A 19,710-nucleotide genomic window follows, 5' to 3' on the forward strand; every position below is an offset into this window, starting at 1 on the left:
AAATTGATTGTTACTGTACAATCTTCCATTCTTTAGACTTTTCTTGATAATTCCATAAGTCTTTATATAGTCCTTCATTTTTAATAAGTTCTTCATGCTTCCCAACTTCCTCTACCTTTCCTTTGTTTAAAACAACAATTTTATCAGCTCCCATTACGCTCCTTAATTTATGAGCTACAACCACAACTGTTTTATTTTTAATTAAATTTGATATTGCTTCTTGTATAATAAGTTCATTTTCAGGATCAAGCGAAGATGTTGCTTCATCAAGTAGTATTATTGGTGCATTTTTTAATATTGCTCTCGCTATTGATATTCTTTGTTTCTCACCTCCAGACAGAGTCGCTCCTCCTTGTCCAATCATAGTGTCAAATCCATCATTTTTTTTGACTATAAAGTCATAAGCTCCTGCCATTTTTGCAGCATTCATGATTTCATCTTTACTTGCATTTTCATTTCCAAATTTTATATTGTTATAAATTGTGTCTTTAAAAAGATACACATCTTGAAAAACAACAGAAAATTTATCCATTAATTTATCAGGGTCGGCTGTTAGAAAATCTACTCCACCAATTTTAATTGTCCCTTCATTAGGATCATAAAATCTGGAAATTAATTTAATTAGTGTAGATTTTCCAGAGCCAGAGTAACCAACAAAAGCAGTTAGTTCATTTTCATTAATGTCTAATGAAACATTATCGATAACCTTAGATTCCTTGTAAGAAAATGAAACATCGTTGATTTCAATTTTGTTGCTTTCGTTTACATCGGAATTTCCTGACATATGTTTAGCGTTAAGTAAGTTAATGATTCTCTCTCCTGAAACTGATGCCATTTGTAGACCTGTATAATTTACAAGTGCAAGCTCCAAGGGATCAAAAATCCTTGTGCCTACAAATAAGAACATTAAAAATGTATCAATTTCCAAAGATCCATTTATAAACAAATAGGAACCCGCTAAACTCATCAAAGGAAGTCCTATTCTTAAAATCATACTTGCTATGGTAGTTAATGAACCAACTCCTTTCTCACTCTTAATATTTGCGTCTCTCGAGCTATCAATATCTTCTTCAAGCTTTGTTAATGTATCATCTAAGCTGTTATAAGCTTTTAGAGTCTTAATAGCATCCAAATATTCGTTTATATCTTCTTCCTCTTTTATCCTCTTTTTCTTTGTTTTCAAATAAATTTTTTTCTGAAAGTTTTGCATGAGTGTAAGAAGTAGAACAGAAATAGGTAGTCCTATAAGTGTTGCTATTCCCATTTTTACATTAATTATCAAAAATAATATCGAGCAAAGAATCGCTACACATATACCACTTAAAAATTGAGGTAATTGATGCGTTACTGCCGTTTCAACTTTGAAAAAATCATTCATTAATGTATCTAAGATCTCCGCTGAACTTTTTCCTGAAATATAACCTATCGGCAATTTTCTTATGTGGTCTGCAAGCTCTATTCTTCCATCTGCACTTGTCTTGTATCCAAGTTCATAGGTATATTTTGTGGCTAAATTTTCCAATAAGAATGTTATTAAGAAAAATATTGCCATTATCCCAAAATACTTCCATAAAAGGCTCGTATCTATACTATCTGCACCTCTATTTAAAAATAGTGTTTCTACAATTTTCGCCAAAGCAATAAATGGTATAAGGTTGGAAATAGATGCCAAAACATTTAAAATAATTGATTTTCTTATATTATTCATCTTTCCTAATGTAATATTTCTTATCATTCATTCTCACTCCCTTCTATATCCATTTGCCAAATATTTGTCTTCTTATAAATATCAAAGAGTCTCTTATATATTCCGTCTGCAAGGATTAAATCTTCATGCTTACCTCTTTCTGCAATTTTTCCATCAGATATAACTAAAATTTGATTTGCATATTCTATGGTATTTAATCTATGAGCAATCATAATAACTGTCTTATCCTTAACCAATTCAGATAAAGCTTCTTGCATAAGATATTCATTTTCAGAGTCTGCAAAACTTGTTGCCTCGTCTAATACTAATATTGGTGCATCCTTTAAAATCGCTCTTGCTACTGCAATACGTTGTTTCTCTCCGCCGGATAAATAAGTTCCTTTACCCAAAACAGTATTGTATCCATTAGGGAGTTTTTCAATAAAATCATGACATCTTGCTTTTTTACATGCTTTTACGACATCCTCTTTTGTAGAACCTGTCTTTGCCATAGCAACATTATTGAATACTGTATCTGTAATAAGATCACTGTCTTGAAAAACAAATGCTATATTATCCATCAAAACATTTATTGGAATGTTTTTTATATTAACTCCACCAATTTTAATAGAGCCTTCTGAAGGATCGTAAAATCTGGGTATTAGCGTTCCAATGGTAGATTTGCCTGCTCCCGAATAGCCAACTAATGCTGTAACTTCTCCTTGTCTAGCACAGAAGCTTATATTCTTTAAAGCTTCTTCATCTCCATAAGAAAAGCTTACATTCTCGAATTCAAGATCATGACCTTTTATCTCTTCCTCGATATTTTCAATTGCCAATTCTTTTTGATCTATAATTTCGTAGATTCTCAAAACAACTTCATTTAGTAAATTCATTCCTTCTGCAAAATCTCTAAGTTTTAATGCAGGTACGCTAATGGCAGGTGCAAGAATCAAATAGAAAATAAAGACTGTAGCAAAATCCAAGTTATTATTTCGCGACATTAAAAGTATTCCTACTGGAACTATGAATGTAGCAACAGATAAAATAAACATTCTAAATGAGACAAATCCTGGTCTTATCATTGATGTCATCGAACTTGTAAAATCTCTATATTCTCCTACTGACTTTGAAAAAGTTTTAAATGATTTTGCTCCTGTTCCAAATATTTTCACTTCCGGCATACCTTTAACGTATTCAGTAGTTGCTGAATTAATTTGATCCAGAATCGCAAAGTTCTTCTCAAGTCCACCCGACTTTATAATCTTTGCCATGATTTCAATCTGAATTCCTAAACCAACAAATATAATTAACAAAGTCGTAAGACCTAATATTAAATTTATCTTCAACATAACAATCATCATTGCTAAAATTAGTGCTAAAGTTGAAATTAAATTTGGTAATTGATGAGAAAAGTATCCCTCAATTTGATTCATATCCGATCCTAATACTTGCCTTATTTTTGACTTGTTGTCCCCAGTGAAAAATCCTAAAGGAAGGTTCCCAATATGAAATAATATCTTCTTTTTTAAGTTAGCTATTAAAACATATGAAAACTTATGGCATAAAATACCGCCAATGTAAGTTAAGCAATATGACAATACCACTGCTGCAAGTCCATAGGTGCAGAACTGTATTGTACTTTGTTCTAATTTTCCATATAAAAATAGAGATTTTATGACTTTGTATATCACCAAAATTGGACAAATACTTAATAGCATTCCAAGACTAACAAATAATATTCCCCCTACAAGTTGTCCTTTTTTTATTTCACTGTAGGAAATAATATCTTTGATTGATTTCTTCTTTTTCATCTAAAACATACCTCCTTACCGAACGAGTTCGTTCATTTGCCCTAAAACTAATACAAGGAAAACACCGTTGATGTTTCCCTTGTAAAATACTTATATTTTGTTTTTCCCTACTGAGGCCTTTGAAATAGTTCGCTTATTATTCCAAAGGCTTCACTTGAATTTGTTTTGTTTTCTCCTTTAATAATATAGTCGTTATATATTGTTCCAACAGCTCCGTATAAAATAAAAGCTGCAAAACTTCTCACATTTTCTCTATTTATTCCCATATTATTTTCTATTTTTTTATTTTCAATTCCTTCAATTATAAACTCTGAATAGACATCTATAAATTTTCCAATGTAATGAATCAATTCCCATAGCCTGTACGAGTTATCTGTAATTGAATTCTCTTTTGAAAAATTATATCTTGTTGTAAATTGACCGATATCTTTTACTATGAGTTCTCTTAAAAATTTTATTCTTTCTTCGTAATCCATTTCCTTATTTTGAAGTATATCCAACTTATTTTTTAGTTTTTCTTCAAAATATGTTTCCATACAAGCCAAGAAAATATCTTCTTTCGATTTAAAATAGTAATAAAACATTCCTGGCGCTCCATTAACTTCTGCGAGAATATCTCTAACAGAAACTTTCTCATACCCATACTTTTCAAAAAGCTTAGAAGCAATAGTTATAAGCTCTTTTCTTCTTTCATCAGGATTCTTTGTAATTCTATTTGACAATTTTTCACCACCAATTGACCGACACTCGTTCTTTTTATATATGTTATCATTTGCTAACTATTTTGTCAAGTACTTTATTGCTACTAATTAAAAATTTGCTTAAATTAATTAAAAATGGCGAGAGTGATCTCGCCATTATTTATTATTATATTAAACTTTATATTTACAATAATATTTTATATTCATCAATACACTTAGTGAAGAACCACGTTCATAAATGAACGTGAGCCTTGCTGCTTCGCATTGCGATGATTGGACGAAGTGGAGCCTTGATATAACTCTACAAAGTAACTCAAACCCTTAGTTCGCAGAGAAGTTGAGATGATTGAAGAACCCCGTTCGTAAACGAACGTGAACCTTTACGCTATGCGTTGTACAAAATTTTTTGGAGTGAGCCGTATAAACATACGTCGCAGCGACAAAAAAATTGAAACTAGCAAAAGGGCTCAACTTAATGCGAAATAAGTCGAGCATTGCTGAGAAAGGATCCGTAAGATTAACCAAAGCTATGTTCGCTATCGCTCCATACCTTTGTAATCTCTGGAATAAGGCATGCATTGCCAATCGAACTTCGCTAACGCTCGTTCTCTTGGTGCATGGACTTAACAAGTCCAAGGGCGCATTTAGCCATGAAATTTTATATAGTTTAGCATAAATTTAGCTCCAGCTAGACTAAGTGCACCCCCTAGACCTGTATAGAAAAAAGCTATGAAGTTCATATCCAAAAGCTGATATTTTCTGATAAGTATGCCTCCTGTCATCATTATCGCCATGATGATGAAGCTCTTGAGATCAAAAAAGTTCCAAAAGTATCTTTTCTCTTCTTGATACGCTTTTATCCTTGCAGTGTGCTTGTTTACAAGCCTGTTGAAAACCATGAACCAAAAGGCTATAAAGACCGCTATGGATAGCAAAACGTTTAGTGCCGAGAAATTCGTTTTGTAGGCTTCGAGGCCTAAGTTTAGAACTTTTATCCCTGCGAATAACCAAACTAGGCTCGCTATGAGTAGTAGGTATCTTTTCTTTACCATGATGCGCCACCTTTCTATTTTATTTTGTTTTTATTTATACCCAAAAGATAAAAAAGTGAGCACATAAGTAATGTACTCACTTTAATGGTTTATTATTCATTCATTTTTATCAATATTAATTTCGCTTACAATTTTTTAAAACAATTTGATTTAGTATCCACTTATCTTTATTCACTAATTGAAGAACCTCATACACCAAAGTGTACGAGAACCTTTGCGCTACACAGGAAAATTTGATTTAAAATCAATTTAAGCAATTTTGCTGGAAAAATGCGATGATTACGCGAAATGGAGCTTTGAGGCAAGCGGAGTGTACGTATAAGTACTCGAGCATTGCCGAACAAGCGAATGAGCGTAAGGGCGCATTTTAACGCAAAATCCTATATTCCGCCTCTCATATACACAATCAGCGCCACCAAACAAAGTAATATTACAAAGCTCACCATCTTAATAATATTCCAAGTAGCATTTTTGCCTGTTTGTACTTCTTCTGTAAGGCCTGCGCCTGCAAGTGCGCTCTTGATTGGTTTATACAAAAGTATGATAAGTGCTGCGTTTACTCCGCCTTTGATTAAATTAAATGGTATGATGACTGGCATAAGTTTTATGACTTCTGCTCTTGGAAAGCCTGTATATATCGGTGTTACAACTAGGTTCCAAAGTGCCATAACTACTGTTAGCGATAAAACTGCGCAAACTAGTGACAAAACTGCTCCCTTTGTTGTTCTTTTTCTGTGGTAGATAGCTGCTGCTATACCTGAGAATGAAAGTGTTGCGATGATGTTCATCAATGCGCCCCAAGGTCCTGACTCGGAGAACGTTACCATCTCAACGACTACTTCGATGACTGCTGCAAGTATTGCAACTAGTGGTCCAAAGATGAAGCCTGCTGTTGTTAAGATAACGTCTTTTGGATCGTACTTTAAGAATGGTAGTGATGTGATTGGGAAGCGAATTATCGCTGTTAAAACTATTGCCATAGCGGCAACTGCTGCAATTAATGTGATTTTTTTTGCTCTTGACATAAAAAAAACACCCTCCTTAATGATTATTCAACTAATAACCTTTAAGATCTTTTTCCGTCCTGACTATACAGTCGGCACCTGAATCTCACAGGTTCTGCAAATGCTCGCGGGCTTTACCGCCGGTTAAAAGGAATTTCACCTTACCCCAAAGTATTAGATGTACTTTTATTATAGCCCTCTTAAAATAATTTGTCAAGGCTAAATAAAAAATTCAAGGCTCATCACGGCTTTGCTGCCCTCATTCATTTTATAATAGCGAGCCTCGTGGTACCAATTTGTAAAAACTTTTAGATAAATTTCTCCCATGCTTATGGCATAGCCTGTGACTATCACCCAATGTGCGCTTTTTATTGATTCAATTAAAAGCATGGCTGTGATATGTCCTTCGTCAATGGCTTTTACCATGTCCATGGTTTTCGGGAAATATTTTCTTTTAACTTTTACGCTTGTCTTTCTATTTTTAATAATTTTTTTGAGGCGCGGCTCCATAAATAGTACTGGACCCGATTTTATATATTTATAAATTTCATCAAAAGTGACTTCACTAAAACCCATCATCTTCATAATGTTAGTGGCTATTGTGAAGGCGCAGTGATTGTTAAGGCAGGTTCCTTCAAAGTCACCCGTAATAGAAAGTGATGCCGGATCAATACCCAGCATCACTTCTTTATCTAATTTATCTAATTTTTTAATAAATCCGTAGCTCATTACTCTCTGTATGCGTCATAAACTGCTTTTGCAACGACTTTTGGAACTCTTTCGTCGAACATATCTGGCATGATGTGACTGGCTGTTAGGTCCTCATCTGATACAAGTCCAGCGATTGCATGTGCTGCAGCAACTTTCATATCGAAAGTGATTGTCTTTGCACGTCTATCAAGTGCTCCTCTGAATATGCCTGGGAAGGCTAAGGAGTTATTGATTTGGTTAGGAAAATCGCTTCTACCTGTTCCAACTACTTTAGCTCCAGCTTCTTTTGCTTCGTCTGGATAAATTTCTGGAACTGGATTTGCCATAGCAAAAACTACTGCGTCTTTGTTCATTGTCTTAACCATGTCTTTTGTAAGTACGCCTGGTGCTGAAACGCCTATGAATACGTCAGCACCTACCATTGCGTCTTTAAGTGTGCCTTGTTCGTTATTTGGATTTGTCTTTTCAGCTATTTCTGCCTTGATCCAGTTATTCTTTTCATTTCCTCTATAGATAATGCCCTTTGAGTCGCAGATAAGTATATTCTTAACGCCTAGGTTAAGCATCATATAAGCGATGGCGATGCCTGCTGCGCCGCTACCATTAATAACTACTTTAAGGTCAGCGTATTCTTTTTTAATAAGTTTGCATGCATTGATAAGTGCTGCTGTTACGACGATGGCTGTACCATATTGATCGTCATGAAATACTGGTATATCAAGCATCTCATCTAGCTTTCTCTCTATCTCAAAGCATCTAGGCGCACTTATATCTTCAAGGTTAATGCCGCCAAAGCCTGGAGCGATGTTTTTAACTGTGTTTACGATTTCATCAACGTCTTGTGTATCAAGCATGATAGGGAAAGCGTCCACATTACCAAACTTTTTGAATAGTATAGACTTTCCTTCCATAACTGGCATACCTGCCCTTGAACCGATATTACCAAGGCCAAGAACTGCTGAACCGTCTGTAACTACAGCGATAAGATTGCCTTTTGCAGTGTATTTGTATTGAAGTTCTGGATCTTCGTGAATAAGCTTGCAAGGCTCGGCAACGCCTGGTGTGTAAGCAAGTGCAAGGTCATGTGCGTTATTTACCTCAACCTTTGGAACTACTTCCAATTTACCTCTTTTTTCTTCATGAAACTTAAGTGCTTCTTCTTTGTAAGCCATGTCATCCTCTCCTTTTAAATAATTATTGATTATCTTTGCCGCTCTATCAAGTGACTCGGAGTCGTATGTAAGGTCTATCATCCTAGTAAAGCCTTGCTCGATAAAAGAGGCTTTCTCCTCTTCAGCGTCAAGCGCAAGACCGATAATCTCTTTGTCATATTGTTTTGCCTTGTTCAAGACAAGTGCCCTAAAGCTTTCTTTTCTTAACTTTAAGGACAGATAGTCGTCAACTAAGATTATTATATCACTTTTTTGAGTAATATTGTCAAAATTAAAATATTTTTCTAAAAATTCTCCCAAATCGACTACTTTTGCATTTAAAAATTTAATTAGGCTAAGCATAGATCCGCCTCCAGCGCCTGCCGCTTCAACGCTTTTAACTTTGAAGTCAAAATGGTTTTGCAAAAGATACTGAAAATTCTCCATATTGCGCTCGAAAATCTCAAGTATCAGATTGTCCTTGATGAGCCTGTTTTGATAAGTAGTGCCTCTGTAGCCGATGAAGCGCGTTTTGGAGTACTTGAAGACGATAAAATCAACACCCTTAATCAAATTATCCAGCTCAGTCGTGTCAAAGCGCTTGATCTTGTAGATGTCTCTCGTCTCTTTCACTTCTTCGTCTAAAACATTATAAAATTTCACGCCCATGGCACGCAAAAAACCTACAGCAGCGTCATTGACTCCACTTCCACCCACGCTAATGGTGATCTTTTTCTCGCCAATTTCAATAAGTTTTTTCACAAGAGCTCCTGCTAAATAACTTGTAGAATTAAGTTCGCCCTTCATCTTGTAATTTACTATGCTTGAGAAGGAGACGATAACTCTGTCGTCGTGACGAAGGTACTTTAATAATTTTTCTTCGCCCGCTTCGTTCACTACCGTAAGCTCCTCGACTTTAAAGGATTTTAAATCCTCTGTCGCCTCATAAATGTTGCCATAGCCGTCTGGAAGCGCGTAAATATCTACGTCGGCATCTATTTTCCCTTGTATCGCCTTTAAAAGCTCAATCGATGAAATCCCCGAAATGAAAGAGCCAGCGATGAGTGCGACCTTCTTAGACAATTCTGTTTAAGCTCCTTCCATTAACATATGCATCGATATTGTCATAAATAACTTTGTAAAGCCTTTGCCTTGCTTCAAGGGAAGCCCAAGCGATGTGTGGCGTGAAAGCCGCATTATCAAGCGCATATAGCTTGTTTTCCTTAGTCATAGGTTCAGGCGCAGAAACGTCTGAAGCGTAGAAAGCGACTTTGCCGTTCTTAAGCGCGTCAGCTAAATCAGCCTCGTTTATAAGACCGCCACGTGCTGTGTTTATGATGATGGCTGTGTTTTTCATAAGCGCAATACTGTCTTTATTAATAATTTCTTTTGAATCCCCGTTCATAGGCGCGTGTAAACTGATTATGTCCGCTTCTTTGAAGAAGTCTTCATAATCACGGAAGAAATCGCCGTCCGCATGGTGACCAGCGACCTTAAGCGCTATGACCTTCATGCCAAGAGCCCTATAAGCATCAGCTACTTTTTGGCCGATGTCACCATAGCCCACAATGCCAGCTGTTTTGCCGGCAAGCTCGTGAATAGTGCCTAGGAAGAAATTAAAGTCGCGACTGTCAACCCACGCTCCCTCGCGAACCTTTTTCGCATAAGAATAGACATCGTTAGCCCTATTAAGTAAGTGAGCAAGCGTTAGCTGTACAACTGAATAAGTTGAGTAGCTAGGAACGTTCGCAAGACCGATGCCAAGCTCCTTAAGCGCATTTAGGTCAAGGTTATCGAAGCCAGTCGCCGCCTCAGCGATGAACTTCACCTTAGTGCCCTCAAGCTCAGCTTTGCCAAGCCTTACCTTGTTTGTGATGACGATGTCCGCATCCTTGATTCTTTCTTTTATATCAGATGGATTAGTTCTATCGTATGTAATAAATTCGCCAAAATCCTTGAACATAGCAGTGTCAATGTCGCCCGGATTTGAATTGTACATATCTAAGAAAACAATCTTCATAAATATCACCTCTAATGTATAGCTACCCAAAAAGAAGTGATTTTAAACGGTGGAGTGGGTTTGTAAAGGCAAAATCAAAACCTTGTAAGCTCAAAGCTTAAATATTACTGATAATGTAACTCGGATTATAAAGGAAACATTTGTAAAAAATAAATTAAATAATAATTCTAAGTGCTTTGTGCTTGGAAAAAATCAGACCATAACTTACTTATTATGGTCTTTTTATATAAATCAAATATAATAAAATAAAGAAATTTGATATTATAGTAATATTCTCTATTTATTTCTTTACAGGTAGTAATATGCTTACTTTGGCACCGATTTCATCAGTTCTATTTTCTAAAACAAGGCTTCCTCCGTGCATATCAATAATTTGTTCGGCAACAAATAATCCGATTCCATGGTTTTCTTTTGAATGCCTACTTTTGTCTCCTTGATAGAATTGATCTTTTGCATATAAGAGGTCTTCACCTGTAAATCCATGTCCTTGATCTAATATTGATATTTGAAGCTTAGCAGCTTTAGAACATATAATTAACTTAATAGTTGAGTTTTTAGGACTTTGCTCCTTGGCATTACTTAAAATATTTAGAAAGGCTCGTTCAAAATTTTTCAAATCTACTATTAAAAAATCATCATCATAGTTAATATCTTCTAAAAGATTTAACTTATAAGTTGATGTAAATTCTTTAGCAAGTTTTTCAATGTTTTCTACAAATTCTTTTGCTCTAATTTGGGTAAAGTTTAATTCATTTGCTTGATTAGATTTATTAACAAGCATTAAAGTTTGGATATATTTATCAATACGACTTGTGTTTTTTCTAATATAATTTAGATATGTTTCTTGTTCTTCTGTTAGCTTTGTTTCTCCTAATAATTCTGAGTTTCCCTTTATAATTGAAACTGGAGTTTTTATATCATGGCTTAATGCTGAAATCTGATTTCTTTTTTTCTCTTCCTCTCTCCAATTTGTTCTTAAAGATTCACTTAACCCTAACTTTATTTTTTCTAAACTTTCTAATATGACATTAAATTCCTGAACATTTGACTTTTTAACTTGAAAATCTAAGTTTTGTTTCCTGATTTCTTCCGAAGCTTCTAGCAAAGGATTTAATTCTTTCGATATTTTCTTTGCCCAAATTAATGTGATAGTAATAATACTAATAAAACAAAATATTATCAGTAAAGTTAGTAATAAAATATTTATTTGTGGTAGATTTTTTTGCATCCAAGGACTTTTATAAAAAGGCTTTAGGTCATAAGCTACAAGTACATATCCATCTGATCTCTGTATTTCCATAAAGGATAAGTTGGAATTAGAATTAACAGAGCCCTTATGATAATTAAAGGCTGTATCTTGGATATTCTTATTCATATTTGTTTCTATAACTTTTTCGTCTTTTGATAGAAATAGATAAGATGTATTATCTGGAAGTAATGATTTTTCGAAATTTTTTGCAGTGGCAATATCTGTTCTTTTTTCAAGAATTAAATTCTCAGTATAGTTCGCAGGAAATATCCACTTAAATTGGTAAGAAAGAGATATAAAAGCCATTATTAATCCAACAGAGATTACTAGTCCTAGTGCAATACTTAACAAATATTTAAAAAGTATATTTTTAAGAGATTGACCTTTTGATTTTAATTCCATTTATATCCGATCCCCCATACTGTTTCAATTGGATTTTTCCCATATTTTTGAAACTTTGCCCTAATATTTTTTACATGTTCTGATATTGCAGATGCATCTCCTATACCATCAAATCCAAAGACAAGCTCGTATATTTGGTCTCTTGAAAATACTTGTCCTTTTCTTTTTGCCAGTAATTCTGAAATTTGATATTCAGATTTTGTCAAATGAACTTTTTCATCTCCTACAAAGACTTCATTGGAAGATAAATCAAAACGAATCTCACCGAGATTTAAACTACTGTGTCGTTCTCTTTTTTCTCGTCTTAAATGTGCCTCTATACGAGCTAGGAGTTCTGCTGCACCGAATGGTTTTGTGATGTAATCATCTCCTCCAATTAATAAGCCTTCAACTATATCTTCTTCCATAGTTTTTGCTGTTAAAAAAAGAATAGGGCAGTCTACTTTAGCTCGAATATCCTTACAGAAACTAATTCCGTCAATACCTGGCATCATAACATCAAGTAGAATCAAATCATATTTACTAAGCTTACTATTATCAACGTCTAAAGGATTTTGATATACATCGACTTGATGCTTGTTCTTTTTCAAAATGTTTCTTATTAGATCAAGCATATCTAACTCGTCATCAACTGCAAGAATTAAAGCCATTTTATCACCTCATAATTTTTCATAAAACATTTCTATTCGCTAAGAGATTTTCCATCCCACTTATTAAACCAAACTAATGAGGAAACAAATAGGATTAAGATAATAAACAAAGCTACAAAACTCCACAGTCTCAACTCTTTGTAAAAATAAGACCAATTCGAAACCTTACTCATAGTAATATATATAGCTGGAAGTCTAGATGTCCAGGTACAAGGTAAAAAATACCAAATACTATCACCAATGACAGTTATTGAAAGTAAAGTAATCATTGTTTCTAGAAAACCCAATCCAATAGATGCACCGCTACTTAATATAATTGATACCCAAAGATGAATCATGTATAGAGAAAAGCTGCTAATAAAAATTAAGAAAAATTCAATAACCCAATCAAAGATATTTTGATATACCGACAATATTGCAAAAATTATAATCGCTAAAGTCAGAGAAATAACAAATCCCAATTCTAATACAATAAGTTTTCCTATATAAGCCTTAGTTCTTGATTTTGTAGTAGATAAAAGCATTTGAAATTTTCCAGCACTTATTTCCATATCAACAACTTTTGAAGTTATAAAACTTAATATTATTGGGATTACTGCCCCTAAAAGTATAAAATAAGTTTGTATTATATCGCTTTCTTCAAAATTTTTTAATCCTGTGGTTTTTAATGCCACATAAAATAATGATGAATAGCCTATAGGTAAGACTATGTGAATCCAAAGAAGCCAGGTGTGTTTGATTTTATATATTTCGGATTTTATTATGTTTATCATTATTTCACCTCTTGCTTTGAAAACCAATTTGCACTTATTATTGTAAGTAATGTAAATAGACATACAGATAAAATACAAGGAATATATAATGATGTGCTTGATATTATTGGATTTGATACTTCCGTCAAAACACCACTTGGTAAAATATGCATAACAGGAATCATTAATCTAATTCCCCAAGAATATGGGCAATAAATCCAAAAAGCACCGTCAGACAACAATATTCCTGCTCCTAACCCTAATACTGCATTAATTATAATACTTGTAATAAATCCAAATTTTTTTGCCAAGAAAAAGCATAATGGGATTTGCCAAATATTGGCTATTATTAGTAAGGAACTAGCAAATAGTAATGTTGAAAATCCATAGTTTGGTGTTAATTGTCCTCCAATTAAAAATTGAAAAATATACACTCCTAGCATATGAATTATAGCAGCAATACTCATATAAATAAATGCTGTAATTATTTTTGAAACCCATAACTTTTTGAGATTAATATTTAGAGGGAAAACTGCTCTGTAGTTTAATTTTCTACTTTCTTTTCTATGCATCATTGCTGGTATTAAGGCAAAAGTTGCTGGCATTATTATTACATACCACCAGTTATAGGAATTGGTAGTGAAATAGCTTGGCATAAGAAATAAGGACAATAAGATTAAAGTTATTGGCATAATAACTAATAACTTCTTCAAGAAAGTGCCCTTATGTTTTAAATTTTCTGCAAGAATATAAGATATCATTTTTTACACTCCCATTCCACTTTTTATAACATTCATAAAAAGTTCTTCTAAATTGTCATCATGATTAATAATGTTTTGATATTGCAATTTTCCATTATTAATAATCCCAATATGATCAGCAGTTTGTTCAACTTCTGCTAAAATATGACTAGACAAAATAACGGTTATTCCTTTTTCTGGAAAACTTCGTATTAAGCCACGCAATTCTTGAATTCCTAGTGGATCAAGTCCATTTGTTGGCTCATCTAAAATCAAAAGCTTAGGATTATTTAATAAGGCAATGGCGATACCTAGCCTTTGTTTCATGCCTAAAGAAAACTGACCACTTTTCTTTTTGCCAGTATCTTTTAAACTTACTATTTCCAATACTTCTTCAATCCTAGAATCTGGTAAGCCTAGTAGGAGTGTCCTTACTTTTAAATTTTCCCTAGCCGATAAGTTCTCATACAAGGCAGGCATTTCTATCAAGGCACCAATATCCGACAAATCGCCACGACTCCACTCATGACCTTCAAAAAAGATTTGACCAGATGTTTTATGAATCATTCCAGTAATCATCTTCAATGTAGTCGATTTACCAGCCCCATTAGGTCCTAGCAATCCATATATAGAATTCTCTTTTATTTTTAAAGAAATATTATCTACAGCTTTTTGCTTTCCAAAAGTTTTAGTAAGATTTTTTGTTTCTAATATAAATTTGTCCATAAATGAACCTCCTCTTCATTTTATAAATAAATTATAAAATATAAACTTAAGGATTTCATAAGGAAGATAAAATTCTTTTAAAATTTAATATCTTATCTAGTACTGAGACTAAAAATTTGAAAATGTTCTATAATTAGATTAATTTAGTTGTAAAAAATTAAGCACAGGAAAGCCCTGTGCTTTAACTCATATCTTAAATTAGAGTACCTTGTCCTTAAGTACTAAGGCTTTTGGTGCTTTTATTATATCAAATGTTATGTAAATGTCAAGAATATTTATTCTATGCACTTTGAAAAGTGTTTTTGCACCTAGCATCCATAATTTAATAATTATTTAAATATCACTTTTATATGCTCTTCACCATTTTTATATCGCTATATTGAGTTCCATCCTTCAAGATGATGGCATTAGGAGTCTCTCCCACTTGAATAAATCCAAGTTTTTCATAAAGAAGTCTTCCTCTTTCATTACCTGAGTAATAATCAAGCTCAAGTTGTGAAAGCCCCAGTTTTTTTGCATAATCTTCAAGGCATTGAAGCACCTTTGTCCCTATTCCTTTGTTCCAGAATTCTTTTAACACAGCAAGAGCTACATTTCCTCTGTGGCGCATCTTCTTTCTTCTAAACCTTGTAATAGTGCCGTTTGCGATCAATCTTCCATCCAGTTCAACGACAAGCATAAGGGTATCATCAGATTCGTTAAAACCTTTTATTAACTTAGCTTCCTCTTCGGCTGAGATACTTATTTCTTCTGGATAAGAATTCAAAAAATCAGATTCTCCACTAACAGTTTTTAAATATTCAACTGTTTCTTCAGCATCATTTATTTGAATCTCTCGAATTATACAGATTCTGCCGTCTTTTAATTCAAAATTTTCTGGTGTAAACTTCATATTTATACCTCCAATAAATTTTAATTTGCCCTTTTCATAATATGAAAACTCTTAATTTAAAACTTCTTTCTTCAAGCCTTTATCGCTCCAAGAAAGTTTATATGCATTTTTATCAGGATTCGATTTAATTACTTTCATTTCATAATTATCCCAAACAATTGCTACCTGATTTTCTATTGCAATAGCATCTGTTAGCTGCCCAGCATAAAACTCATCAAAGCCTACTCTATCAGGCTCGTCATAATGAGGGCAATGCAAATAAGGAATGATGCCTAAACCTTTAACCCATATAGGTTTTGGATTTTCAATATCTTCTATAAACTCACTATCGCTATGGCCTGAAATAAACCAGCATATAGAGCCTGCACTTAAGCCGGAGAGTACTTTGCCACTTTTATAAGCTCTAATTAATGCTTTGTCTACACCGTATTCTTCCCAAACTTTCATCATGTATTGGGTATTGCCGCCGCCAACATAGATGATATCTGCATTTTCTATCTTTTGATTGACCTCTTCCTTGTCTACTTCTACATTAGATAAATACAAGGTGTCAGTTTTGCATCCTAGCTCACCATATAATTTACTAATAATTTTCACATAAGCCGGAGCATCTTTACTTGCTGTCGGAATGAATAGAAAATTTGGTTTTTCTTTTTTGGCTGCCTCTACAATAAATTTATCTATCTCGTAAGTTTCATTTAAGCCTACTTCCCCGCCTCCAATAGCTATAATCATAAAATCCCTCCTATGTTAATATTGACTTTATTATATCATAGAAAAGTCTTTGCTAATATTAAAAGTATAATACAAATTTAATTTTTTATCGCCAACAAAAAAGGATCAACAAGCTATACTTGTCAATCCTTTTGAATAAAATACATTTTTTACAAATCGAATGATTTATCGCTATATATATACTCCGCATAAATTTCGCACGAACGATGATTCTCCTCTTTATACATACTCCGCCAATAATTTTGCTGAAAAAATTTATGGATTGGACGAAGTGGACTGACGAAGCAAGCGCAGCGTACTAATGGTACGTGAGCATTGCTGAGGAGGGAACGAGTGCAAGACGAAATTTTAACGCAAAATTATTTGATAACGCTTATAATGAATGCCTCACCATTATCATTAAGTGCAATTTTAATAACACTATCCTTAGCATAATTCCTGCCAAAAACCACTCTCTTATCATTAGCAAATACACTTAATTCCTTACCCTTACTATCTTTAAGCACAAGTTTTTCGCTTCCACCTGCATCGTACAAAACGTTTTGAACTGTATATTCTTCGCTTAAATCTGTGATTAGTTTATCAAGTCTAAGAACTTTTTGGTTTTTGTCAAGGCTTAGCTTAACGATGTCGCCTGCCTTGCAATTCTCAAATTTTTCACCATTAGTCTCATAAACTCTAAGTGTTTGATTTTTGTCGTAGCCTTCGAATGATTTGTCAATCTTAGCATCGTAAACGCTTCTAAGCTCGATTATATCTTCTTTGTCAACTACTTTCTTCTTTTCTACGTTTTTGAAAACGATGGCAACTGGCGCGTTATCTGCTCCATGGAAGCTATCGTACTTAGTAACATTTTTGTCCTTAAGGTCCTTAACTGTGAACATATAAGCTGTTACAGTCTTGTCAAAACCTGCGTTTTTCACTTCATCTAGGCTAATAGTCTCTACTTTATAATTCTTTCCGACTTGAACTAAATTATATAGAACTGTGTTGTCAAGAAGGTTTACTTCTTTTCCTGCCACGTAAATGGAGCTTCTCTTAACGCTCTTTGTTGGTGCGAAAACTTTATATGTCTTGCCGTCCTTATCAAGTGGCTTGAAACTCTTATCGTAGTCTTTTAGTCCGTTTAATACAAATATCTTTTGAACTGCGTCTTTATTGTAAATTGCGTAAACGATGTCTTGATTATTTAGCTCAGAAAGTCTGATTTCCTTGCCATCTCTATATATTCTTAGGTCAAGTGAGTCTTGAACCCTAATTTCTTTGCCATTTCTATCAATTAGTGCAACTGCGTTTGTAGTCACTCTATCGATCATGAAAACGTCTTCATCAAAAGAAAGTTTTCCGTAAATAACTTGAACGTTTCCAAATATATCTAGTGCTAAATTAACTTTTTCGTTTACTAATAGTTTTACTTCGTCATTATAGTTTGCTGCATTAACTTGTGAGAATACTTTGTCATCTACAGTAGCAACTGCTCTTCTTGATTTTTCATCGCTTAACTTATAGTCTTTGTCAGCTAAATTGATGTATGCGCCGCCTTTACTTAATTTGTATCTAGCGCCTTGTCCTTCTACTTTATTTTTTACTACGATGGCTTCATCGCTTGAGTAGAAGTGTAGTACATCGTATTTTTCTAGCTTAGCTGGGTCCATTGGCATAAGTTTGCCATTGTCATAAAGGTAAGCTTTTTTAAGATTTCTCTTAACTATGGCAGCTGACTCGTCGTCTATAGCCTTAACTGCGCCATTGTCATAAGAAAATACTGGCATTATATCGTTAAATGTATATGCTTTGATGTAGACAACTTTTGCGTTAACGCTTGTAACATAGGCAAAGTCTGCCTTGTAGTTGATTTCTTTAGCAAAATCTGTGAATAAATCGAAATACTTGCCGTTAACTGCTGCGCCACGGAATTTTTGTTCAGTAAGCGCTGCCTTGTCTTCAAGAACTGTTGAATCCTTTGTAGCATCGCCAACATAAAGTCTTAAGCCTTTAATATTGATAGGCGCAATCTCAGTTTGAGCGATGGCGCTGTCTCTAAATGACTTAATCATGTTCTTTTCATCGATGTCAAGATCATAAACTCTGCCAACTATGTCCATAGGATCCATGCCATCCTTAAGGTCTACGATGTAGGAATTACCTTCTTTAAAGCCATCTAGGCTTGATTTTAATACGACGATTTCAGCTTGCTTTTCTGATAGATTTGAATTAGCGTTTGTCTTTGTAACGATGGCTGTAAGCTTTGATAATTCAGCTTCTTTCACGCCATTAAGATAGTTATAAATCATTACAAAAACATTCTCTCTTGTAGCTTGATCTTTATATTTTAGATCACTTAGGCCATTTAAAATGCCTTTATTTGCTGCATAGCTGATAAATGGTGCTGCCCACTCGCCTTGAGTTGCTGGCTTGATATCAGTTCCACCAGCTGCAACCGCTAGCATCTTGATAGCTTCTTGATAAGAAACGTTCTTTCTTGGTCTAAAAGTTCCATCGCTATAGCCAGCGATAATTTTTAGCTCGCTTGCGATGTTAACAAAGCCGTTTGACCAGCGATCAGCCGCCATGTCCTTAAATGCGCTAGGCACGTTCATAGCAGCCTTAGCGGCATTTTCTTTGTTAAGTACCTTTGTTAGCATAACTGCAAACTCTTCTCTCGTAATCGAGTCATTAAGTCTAAGTCCTTTGGCATCGCCTAGAACGTAGCCTTTTTCAACAAGGTAGTCAATCTTGTCTTTATTAGTTTTTGTTTCACTTTGTGCAAAGCCTACGTTAATAGCACTCGCTACTAAAACAAAGGCTAGTACAAAGGATAAAATTCTCTTCATCTTCATAATATTACCTCCCATTATGATTTGTTTTATACTTATATATACCATGAAAATGGATTTTTCAAACAAAAAAGAGCCTATCCGATTAGGATAAGCTCTGTGATTTTTATTTTGTGGTTTTTGTTTTGCGAATCGAAATGCGTTTTATCAAATTATATACACCGAGTAAATTTCGCAGGAAAAACGAGATGATTTAGCGTTGTGCAGAATTTTTTGGAGTGAGGTGTGCAAGTGCACTCCGCAGCGACAAAATAATTCGAAACTAGCTAAAGGGCTCGTTTTAACAAGAAATTACTCTTCTAATTCTCGTTCAAACACTAATTCCAATCTCGGATTTGCATCCACAAAATCCCTACTCTTATCGATTGAATCAACATAGCGCCAGCCTTCCTCCCCATGCTTCTTAATAATTTCTTGGTAATCGTCGTACCAAAGACCTGTGGTCTTTACTGTAACGAAATCGTATTCATACTTTTTCATAAAATCGCCTCTTTTATTTAATTTATTTTTCTTTATTAATCATTCAATTTTTTTCCATTTATATACCCCGAGTAAATTTCTTAAAGAAAGAAGAACCTCACCCATTT

At 34.1% G+C, this 19,710-nt stretch carries 17 protein-coding genes, 1 pseudogene and 1 riboswitch; all 18 genes and pseudogenes read right to left on the reverse strand.

Going from position 1 to position 19,710, the window contains the following annotated elements; all coding sequences use genetic code 11:
• Positions 1-10: 10 nt before the first annotated feature.
• The 18 genes and pseudogenes from AC2UOP_RS03790 to AC2UOP_RS03875 all read right to left on the reverse strand — a co-directional run bounded on the left by AC2UOP_RS03790 (position 11) and on the right by AC2UOP_RS03875 (position 19,603).
• Complete coding sequence (locus AC2UOP_RS03790; protein WP_484832686.1) at positions 11-1,735, reverse strand: ABC transporter ATP-binding protein; 1,725 nt, start codon at positions 1,733-1,735, stop codon at positions 11-13.
• The gene (locus AC2UOP_RS03795) at positions 1,732-3,501 is read right to left on the reverse strand and encodes an ABC transporter ATP-binding protein (RefSeq protein ID WP_484832687.1); all 1,770 of its coding nucleotides are present in this window, start codon (positions 3,499-3,501) and stop codon (positions 1,732-1,734) included. Before AC2UOP_RS03795 ends, AC2UOP_RS03790 begins: the two co-directional genes overlap by 4 nt.
• A 107-nt stretch (positions 3,502-3,608) precedes the next feature.
• Positions 3,609-4,223 carry a TetR/AcrR family transcriptional regulator gene (locus AC2UOP_RS03800; protein WP_484832688.1) on the reverse strand — a complete coding sequence of 205 codons (615 nt, stop codon included), beginning with the start codon at positions 4,221-4,223 and terminating at the stop codon, positions 3,609-3,611.
• Positions 4,224-4,846: 623 nt separating this feature from the next.
• On the reverse strand, positions 4,847-5,254 hold the full coding sequence (locus AC2UOP_RS03805; protein WP_480021876.1) for a hypothetical protein: 408 nt from the start codon (positions 5,252-5,254) through the stop codon (positions 4,847-4,849).
• Positions 5,255-5,634: 380 nt separating this feature from the next.
• The gene (locus tag AC2UOP_RS03810; protein WP_484832689.1) at positions 5,635-6,279 is read right to left on the reverse strand and encodes an ECF transporter S component; all 645 of its coding nucleotides are present in this window, start codon (positions 6,277-6,279) and stop codon (positions 5,635-5,637) included.
• 42 nt (positions 6,280-6,321) lie between these two features.
• Positions 6,322-6,436: riboswitch (FMN riboswitch) on the reverse strand.
• A 41-nt stretch (positions 6,437-6,477) separates the two neighbouring features.
• Positions 6,478-6,987 (reverse strand): hypothetical protein, encoded by a 510-nt coding sequence (locus AC2UOP_RS03815; RefSeq protein WP_484832690.1) that lies wholly within the window; start codon positions 6,985-6,987, stop codon positions 6,478-6,480.
• The gene (locus AC2UOP_RS03820; protein ID WP_026880668.1) at positions 6,987-8,141 is read right to left on the reverse strand and encodes an NAD(P)-dependent malic enzyme; all 1,155 of its coding nucleotides are present in this window, start codon (positions 8,139-8,141) and stop codon (positions 6,987-6,989) included. Before AC2UOP_RS03820 ends, AC2UOP_RS03815 begins: the two co-directional genes overlap by 1 nt.
• Positions 8,142-8,168: 27 nt before the next feature.
• Positions 8,169-9,203 (reverse strand): annotated as a pseudogene (locus AC2UOP_RS03825) (glycerate kinase); the annotation flags it as partial.
• A complete protein-coding gene (locus AC2UOP_RS03830) occupies positions 9,196-10,140 on the reverse strand; it encodes a D-2-hydroxyacid dehydrogenase (RefSeq protein ID WP_484832691.1) in 945 nt (314 codons plus the stop codon). The gene AC2UOP_RS03830 and the pseudogene AC2UOP_RS03825, both read right to left, overlap by 8 nt.
• Positions 10,141-10,420: 280 nt before the next feature.
• Positions 10,421-11,791 (reverse strand): sensor histidine kinase, encoded by a 1,371-nt coding sequence (locus AC2UOP_RS03835; RefSeq protein ID WP_484832692.1) that lies wholly within the window; start codon positions 11,789-11,791, stop codon positions 10,421-10,423.
• A complete protein-coding gene (locus AC2UOP_RS03840) occupies positions 11,782-12,441 on the reverse strand; it encodes a response regulator transcription factor (protein ID WP_070599656.1) in 660 nt (219 codons plus the stop codon). Before AC2UOP_RS03840 ends, AC2UOP_RS03835 begins: the two co-directional genes overlap by 10 nt.
• 32 nt (positions 12,442-12,473) lie before the next feature.
• A complete protein-coding gene (locus AC2UOP_RS03845) occupies positions 12,474-13,214 on the reverse strand; it encodes a lantibiotic immunity ABC transporter MutG family permease subunit (protein ID WP_484832693.1) in 741 nt (246 codons plus the stop codon).
• Positions 13,214-13,954 (reverse strand): lantibiotic immunity ABC transporter MutE/EpiE family permease subunit, encoded by a 741-nt coding sequence (locus AC2UOP_RS03850; RefSeq protein ID WP_484832694.1) that lies wholly within the window; start codon positions 13,952-13,954, stop codon positions 13,214-13,216. The genes AC2UOP_RS03845 and AC2UOP_RS03850 overlap by 1 nt, the downstream gene beginning before the upstream one ends.
• Before the next feature lie 3 nt (positions 13,955-13,957).
• Positions 13,958-14,659 carry a lantibiotic protection ABC transporter ATP-binding protein gene (locus tag AC2UOP_RS03855; RefSeq protein ID WP_484832695.1) on the reverse strand — a complete coding sequence of 234 codons (702 nt, stop codon included), beginning with the start codon at positions 14,657-14,659 and terminating at the stop codon, positions 13,958-13,960.
• Between the two features lie 346 nt (positions 14,660-15,005).
• A complete protein-coding gene (locus AC2UOP_RS03860) occupies positions 15,006-15,551 on the reverse strand; it encodes a GNAT family N-acetyltransferase (protein ID WP_484832696.1) in 546 nt (181 codons plus the stop codon).
• Between the two features lie 51 nt (positions 15,552-15,602).
• On the reverse strand, positions 15,603-16,286 hold the full coding sequence (locus tag AC2UOP_RS03865; protein WP_484832697.1) for a Type 1 glutamine amidotransferase-like domain-containing protein: 684 nt from the start codon (positions 16,284-16,286) through the stop codon (positions 15,603-15,605).
• 359 nt (positions 16,287-16,645) lie between these two features.
• Complete coding sequence (locus AC2UOP_RS03870; RefSeq protein WP_484832698.1) at positions 16,646-19,126, reverse strand: S-layer homology domain-containing protein; 2,481 nt, start codon at positions 19,124-19,126, stop codon at positions 16,646-16,648.
• Positions 19,127-19,414: 288 nt separating this feature from the next.
• Positions 19,415-19,603, reverse strand: a complete 189-nt coding sequence (locus AC2UOP_RS03875; RefSeq protein WP_106018323.1) for a DUF4177 domain-containing protein — start codon at positions 19,601-19,603, stop codon at positions 19,415-19,417.
• Between the last annotated feature and the right edge of the window lie 107 nt (positions 19,604-19,710).

This window comes from Fenollaria sp., from assembly GCF_057222035.1.

Coding starts and splice junctions, on each gene's coding strand:
- AC2UOP_RS03790 (WP_484832686.1), bottom strand. CDS start 1,735: ATGATAAGAAATATTACATTAGGAAAGATGAATAATATAAGAAAATCA.
- AC2UOP_RS03795 (WP_484832687.1), bottom strand. CDS start 3,501: ATGAAAAAGAAGAAATCAATCAAAGATATTATTTCCTACAGTGAAATA.
- AC2UOP_RS03805 (WP_480021876.1), bottom strand. CDS start 5,254: ATGGTAAAGAAAAGATACCTACTACTCATAGCGAGCCTAGTTTGGTTA.
- AC2UOP_RS03810 (WP_484832689.1), bottom strand. CDS start 6,279: ATGTCAAGAGCAAAAAAAATCACATTAATTGCAGCAGTTGCCGCTATG.
- AC2UOP_RS03815 (WP_484832690.1), bottom strand. CDS start 6,987: ATGAGCTACGGATTTATTAAAAAATTAGATAAATTAGATAAAGAAGTG.
- AC2UOP_RS03820 (WP_026880668.1), bottom strand. CDS start 8,141: ATGGCTTACAAAGAAGAAGCACTTAAGTTTCATGAAGAAAAAAGAGGT.
- AC2UOP_RS03830 (WP_484832691.1), bottom strand. CDS start 10,140: ATGAAGATTGTTTTCTTAGATATGTACAATTCAAATCCGGGCGACATT.
- AC2UOP_RS03835 (WP_484832692.1), bottom strand. CDS start 11,791: ATGGAATTAAAATCAAAAGGTCAATCTCTTAAAAATATACTTTTTAAA.
- AC2UOP_RS03840 (WP_070599656.1), bottom strand. CDS start 12,441: ATGGCTTTAATTCTTGCAGTTGATGACGAGTTAGATATGCTTGATCTA.
- AC2UOP_RS03845 (WP_484832693.1), bottom strand. CDS start 13,214: ATGATAAACATAATAAAATCCGAAATATATAAAATCAAACACACCTGG.
- AC2UOP_RS03850 (WP_484832694.1), bottom strand. CDS start 13,954: ATGATATCTTATATTCTTGCAGAAAATTTAAAACATAAGGGCACTTTC.
- AC2UOP_RS03855 (WP_484832695.1), bottom strand. CDS start 14,659: ATGGACAAATTTATATTAGAAACAAAAAATCTTACTAAAACTTTTGGA.
- AC2UOP_RS03860 (WP_484832696.1), bottom strand. CDS start 15,551: ATGAAGTTTACACCAGAAAATTTTGAATTAAAAGACGGCAGAATCTGT.
- AC2UOP_RS03865 (WP_484832697.1), bottom strand. CDS start 16,286: ATGATTATAGCTATTGGAGGCGGGGAAGTAGGCTTAAATGAAACTTAC.
- AC2UOP_RS03870 (WP_484832698.1), bottom strand. CDS start 19,126: ATGAAGATGAAGAGAATTTTATCCTTTGTACTAGCCTTTGTTTTAGTA.
- AC2UOP_RS03875 (WP_106018323.1), bottom strand. CDS start 19,603: ATGAAAAAGTATGAATACGATTTCGTTACAGTAAAGACCACAGGTCTT.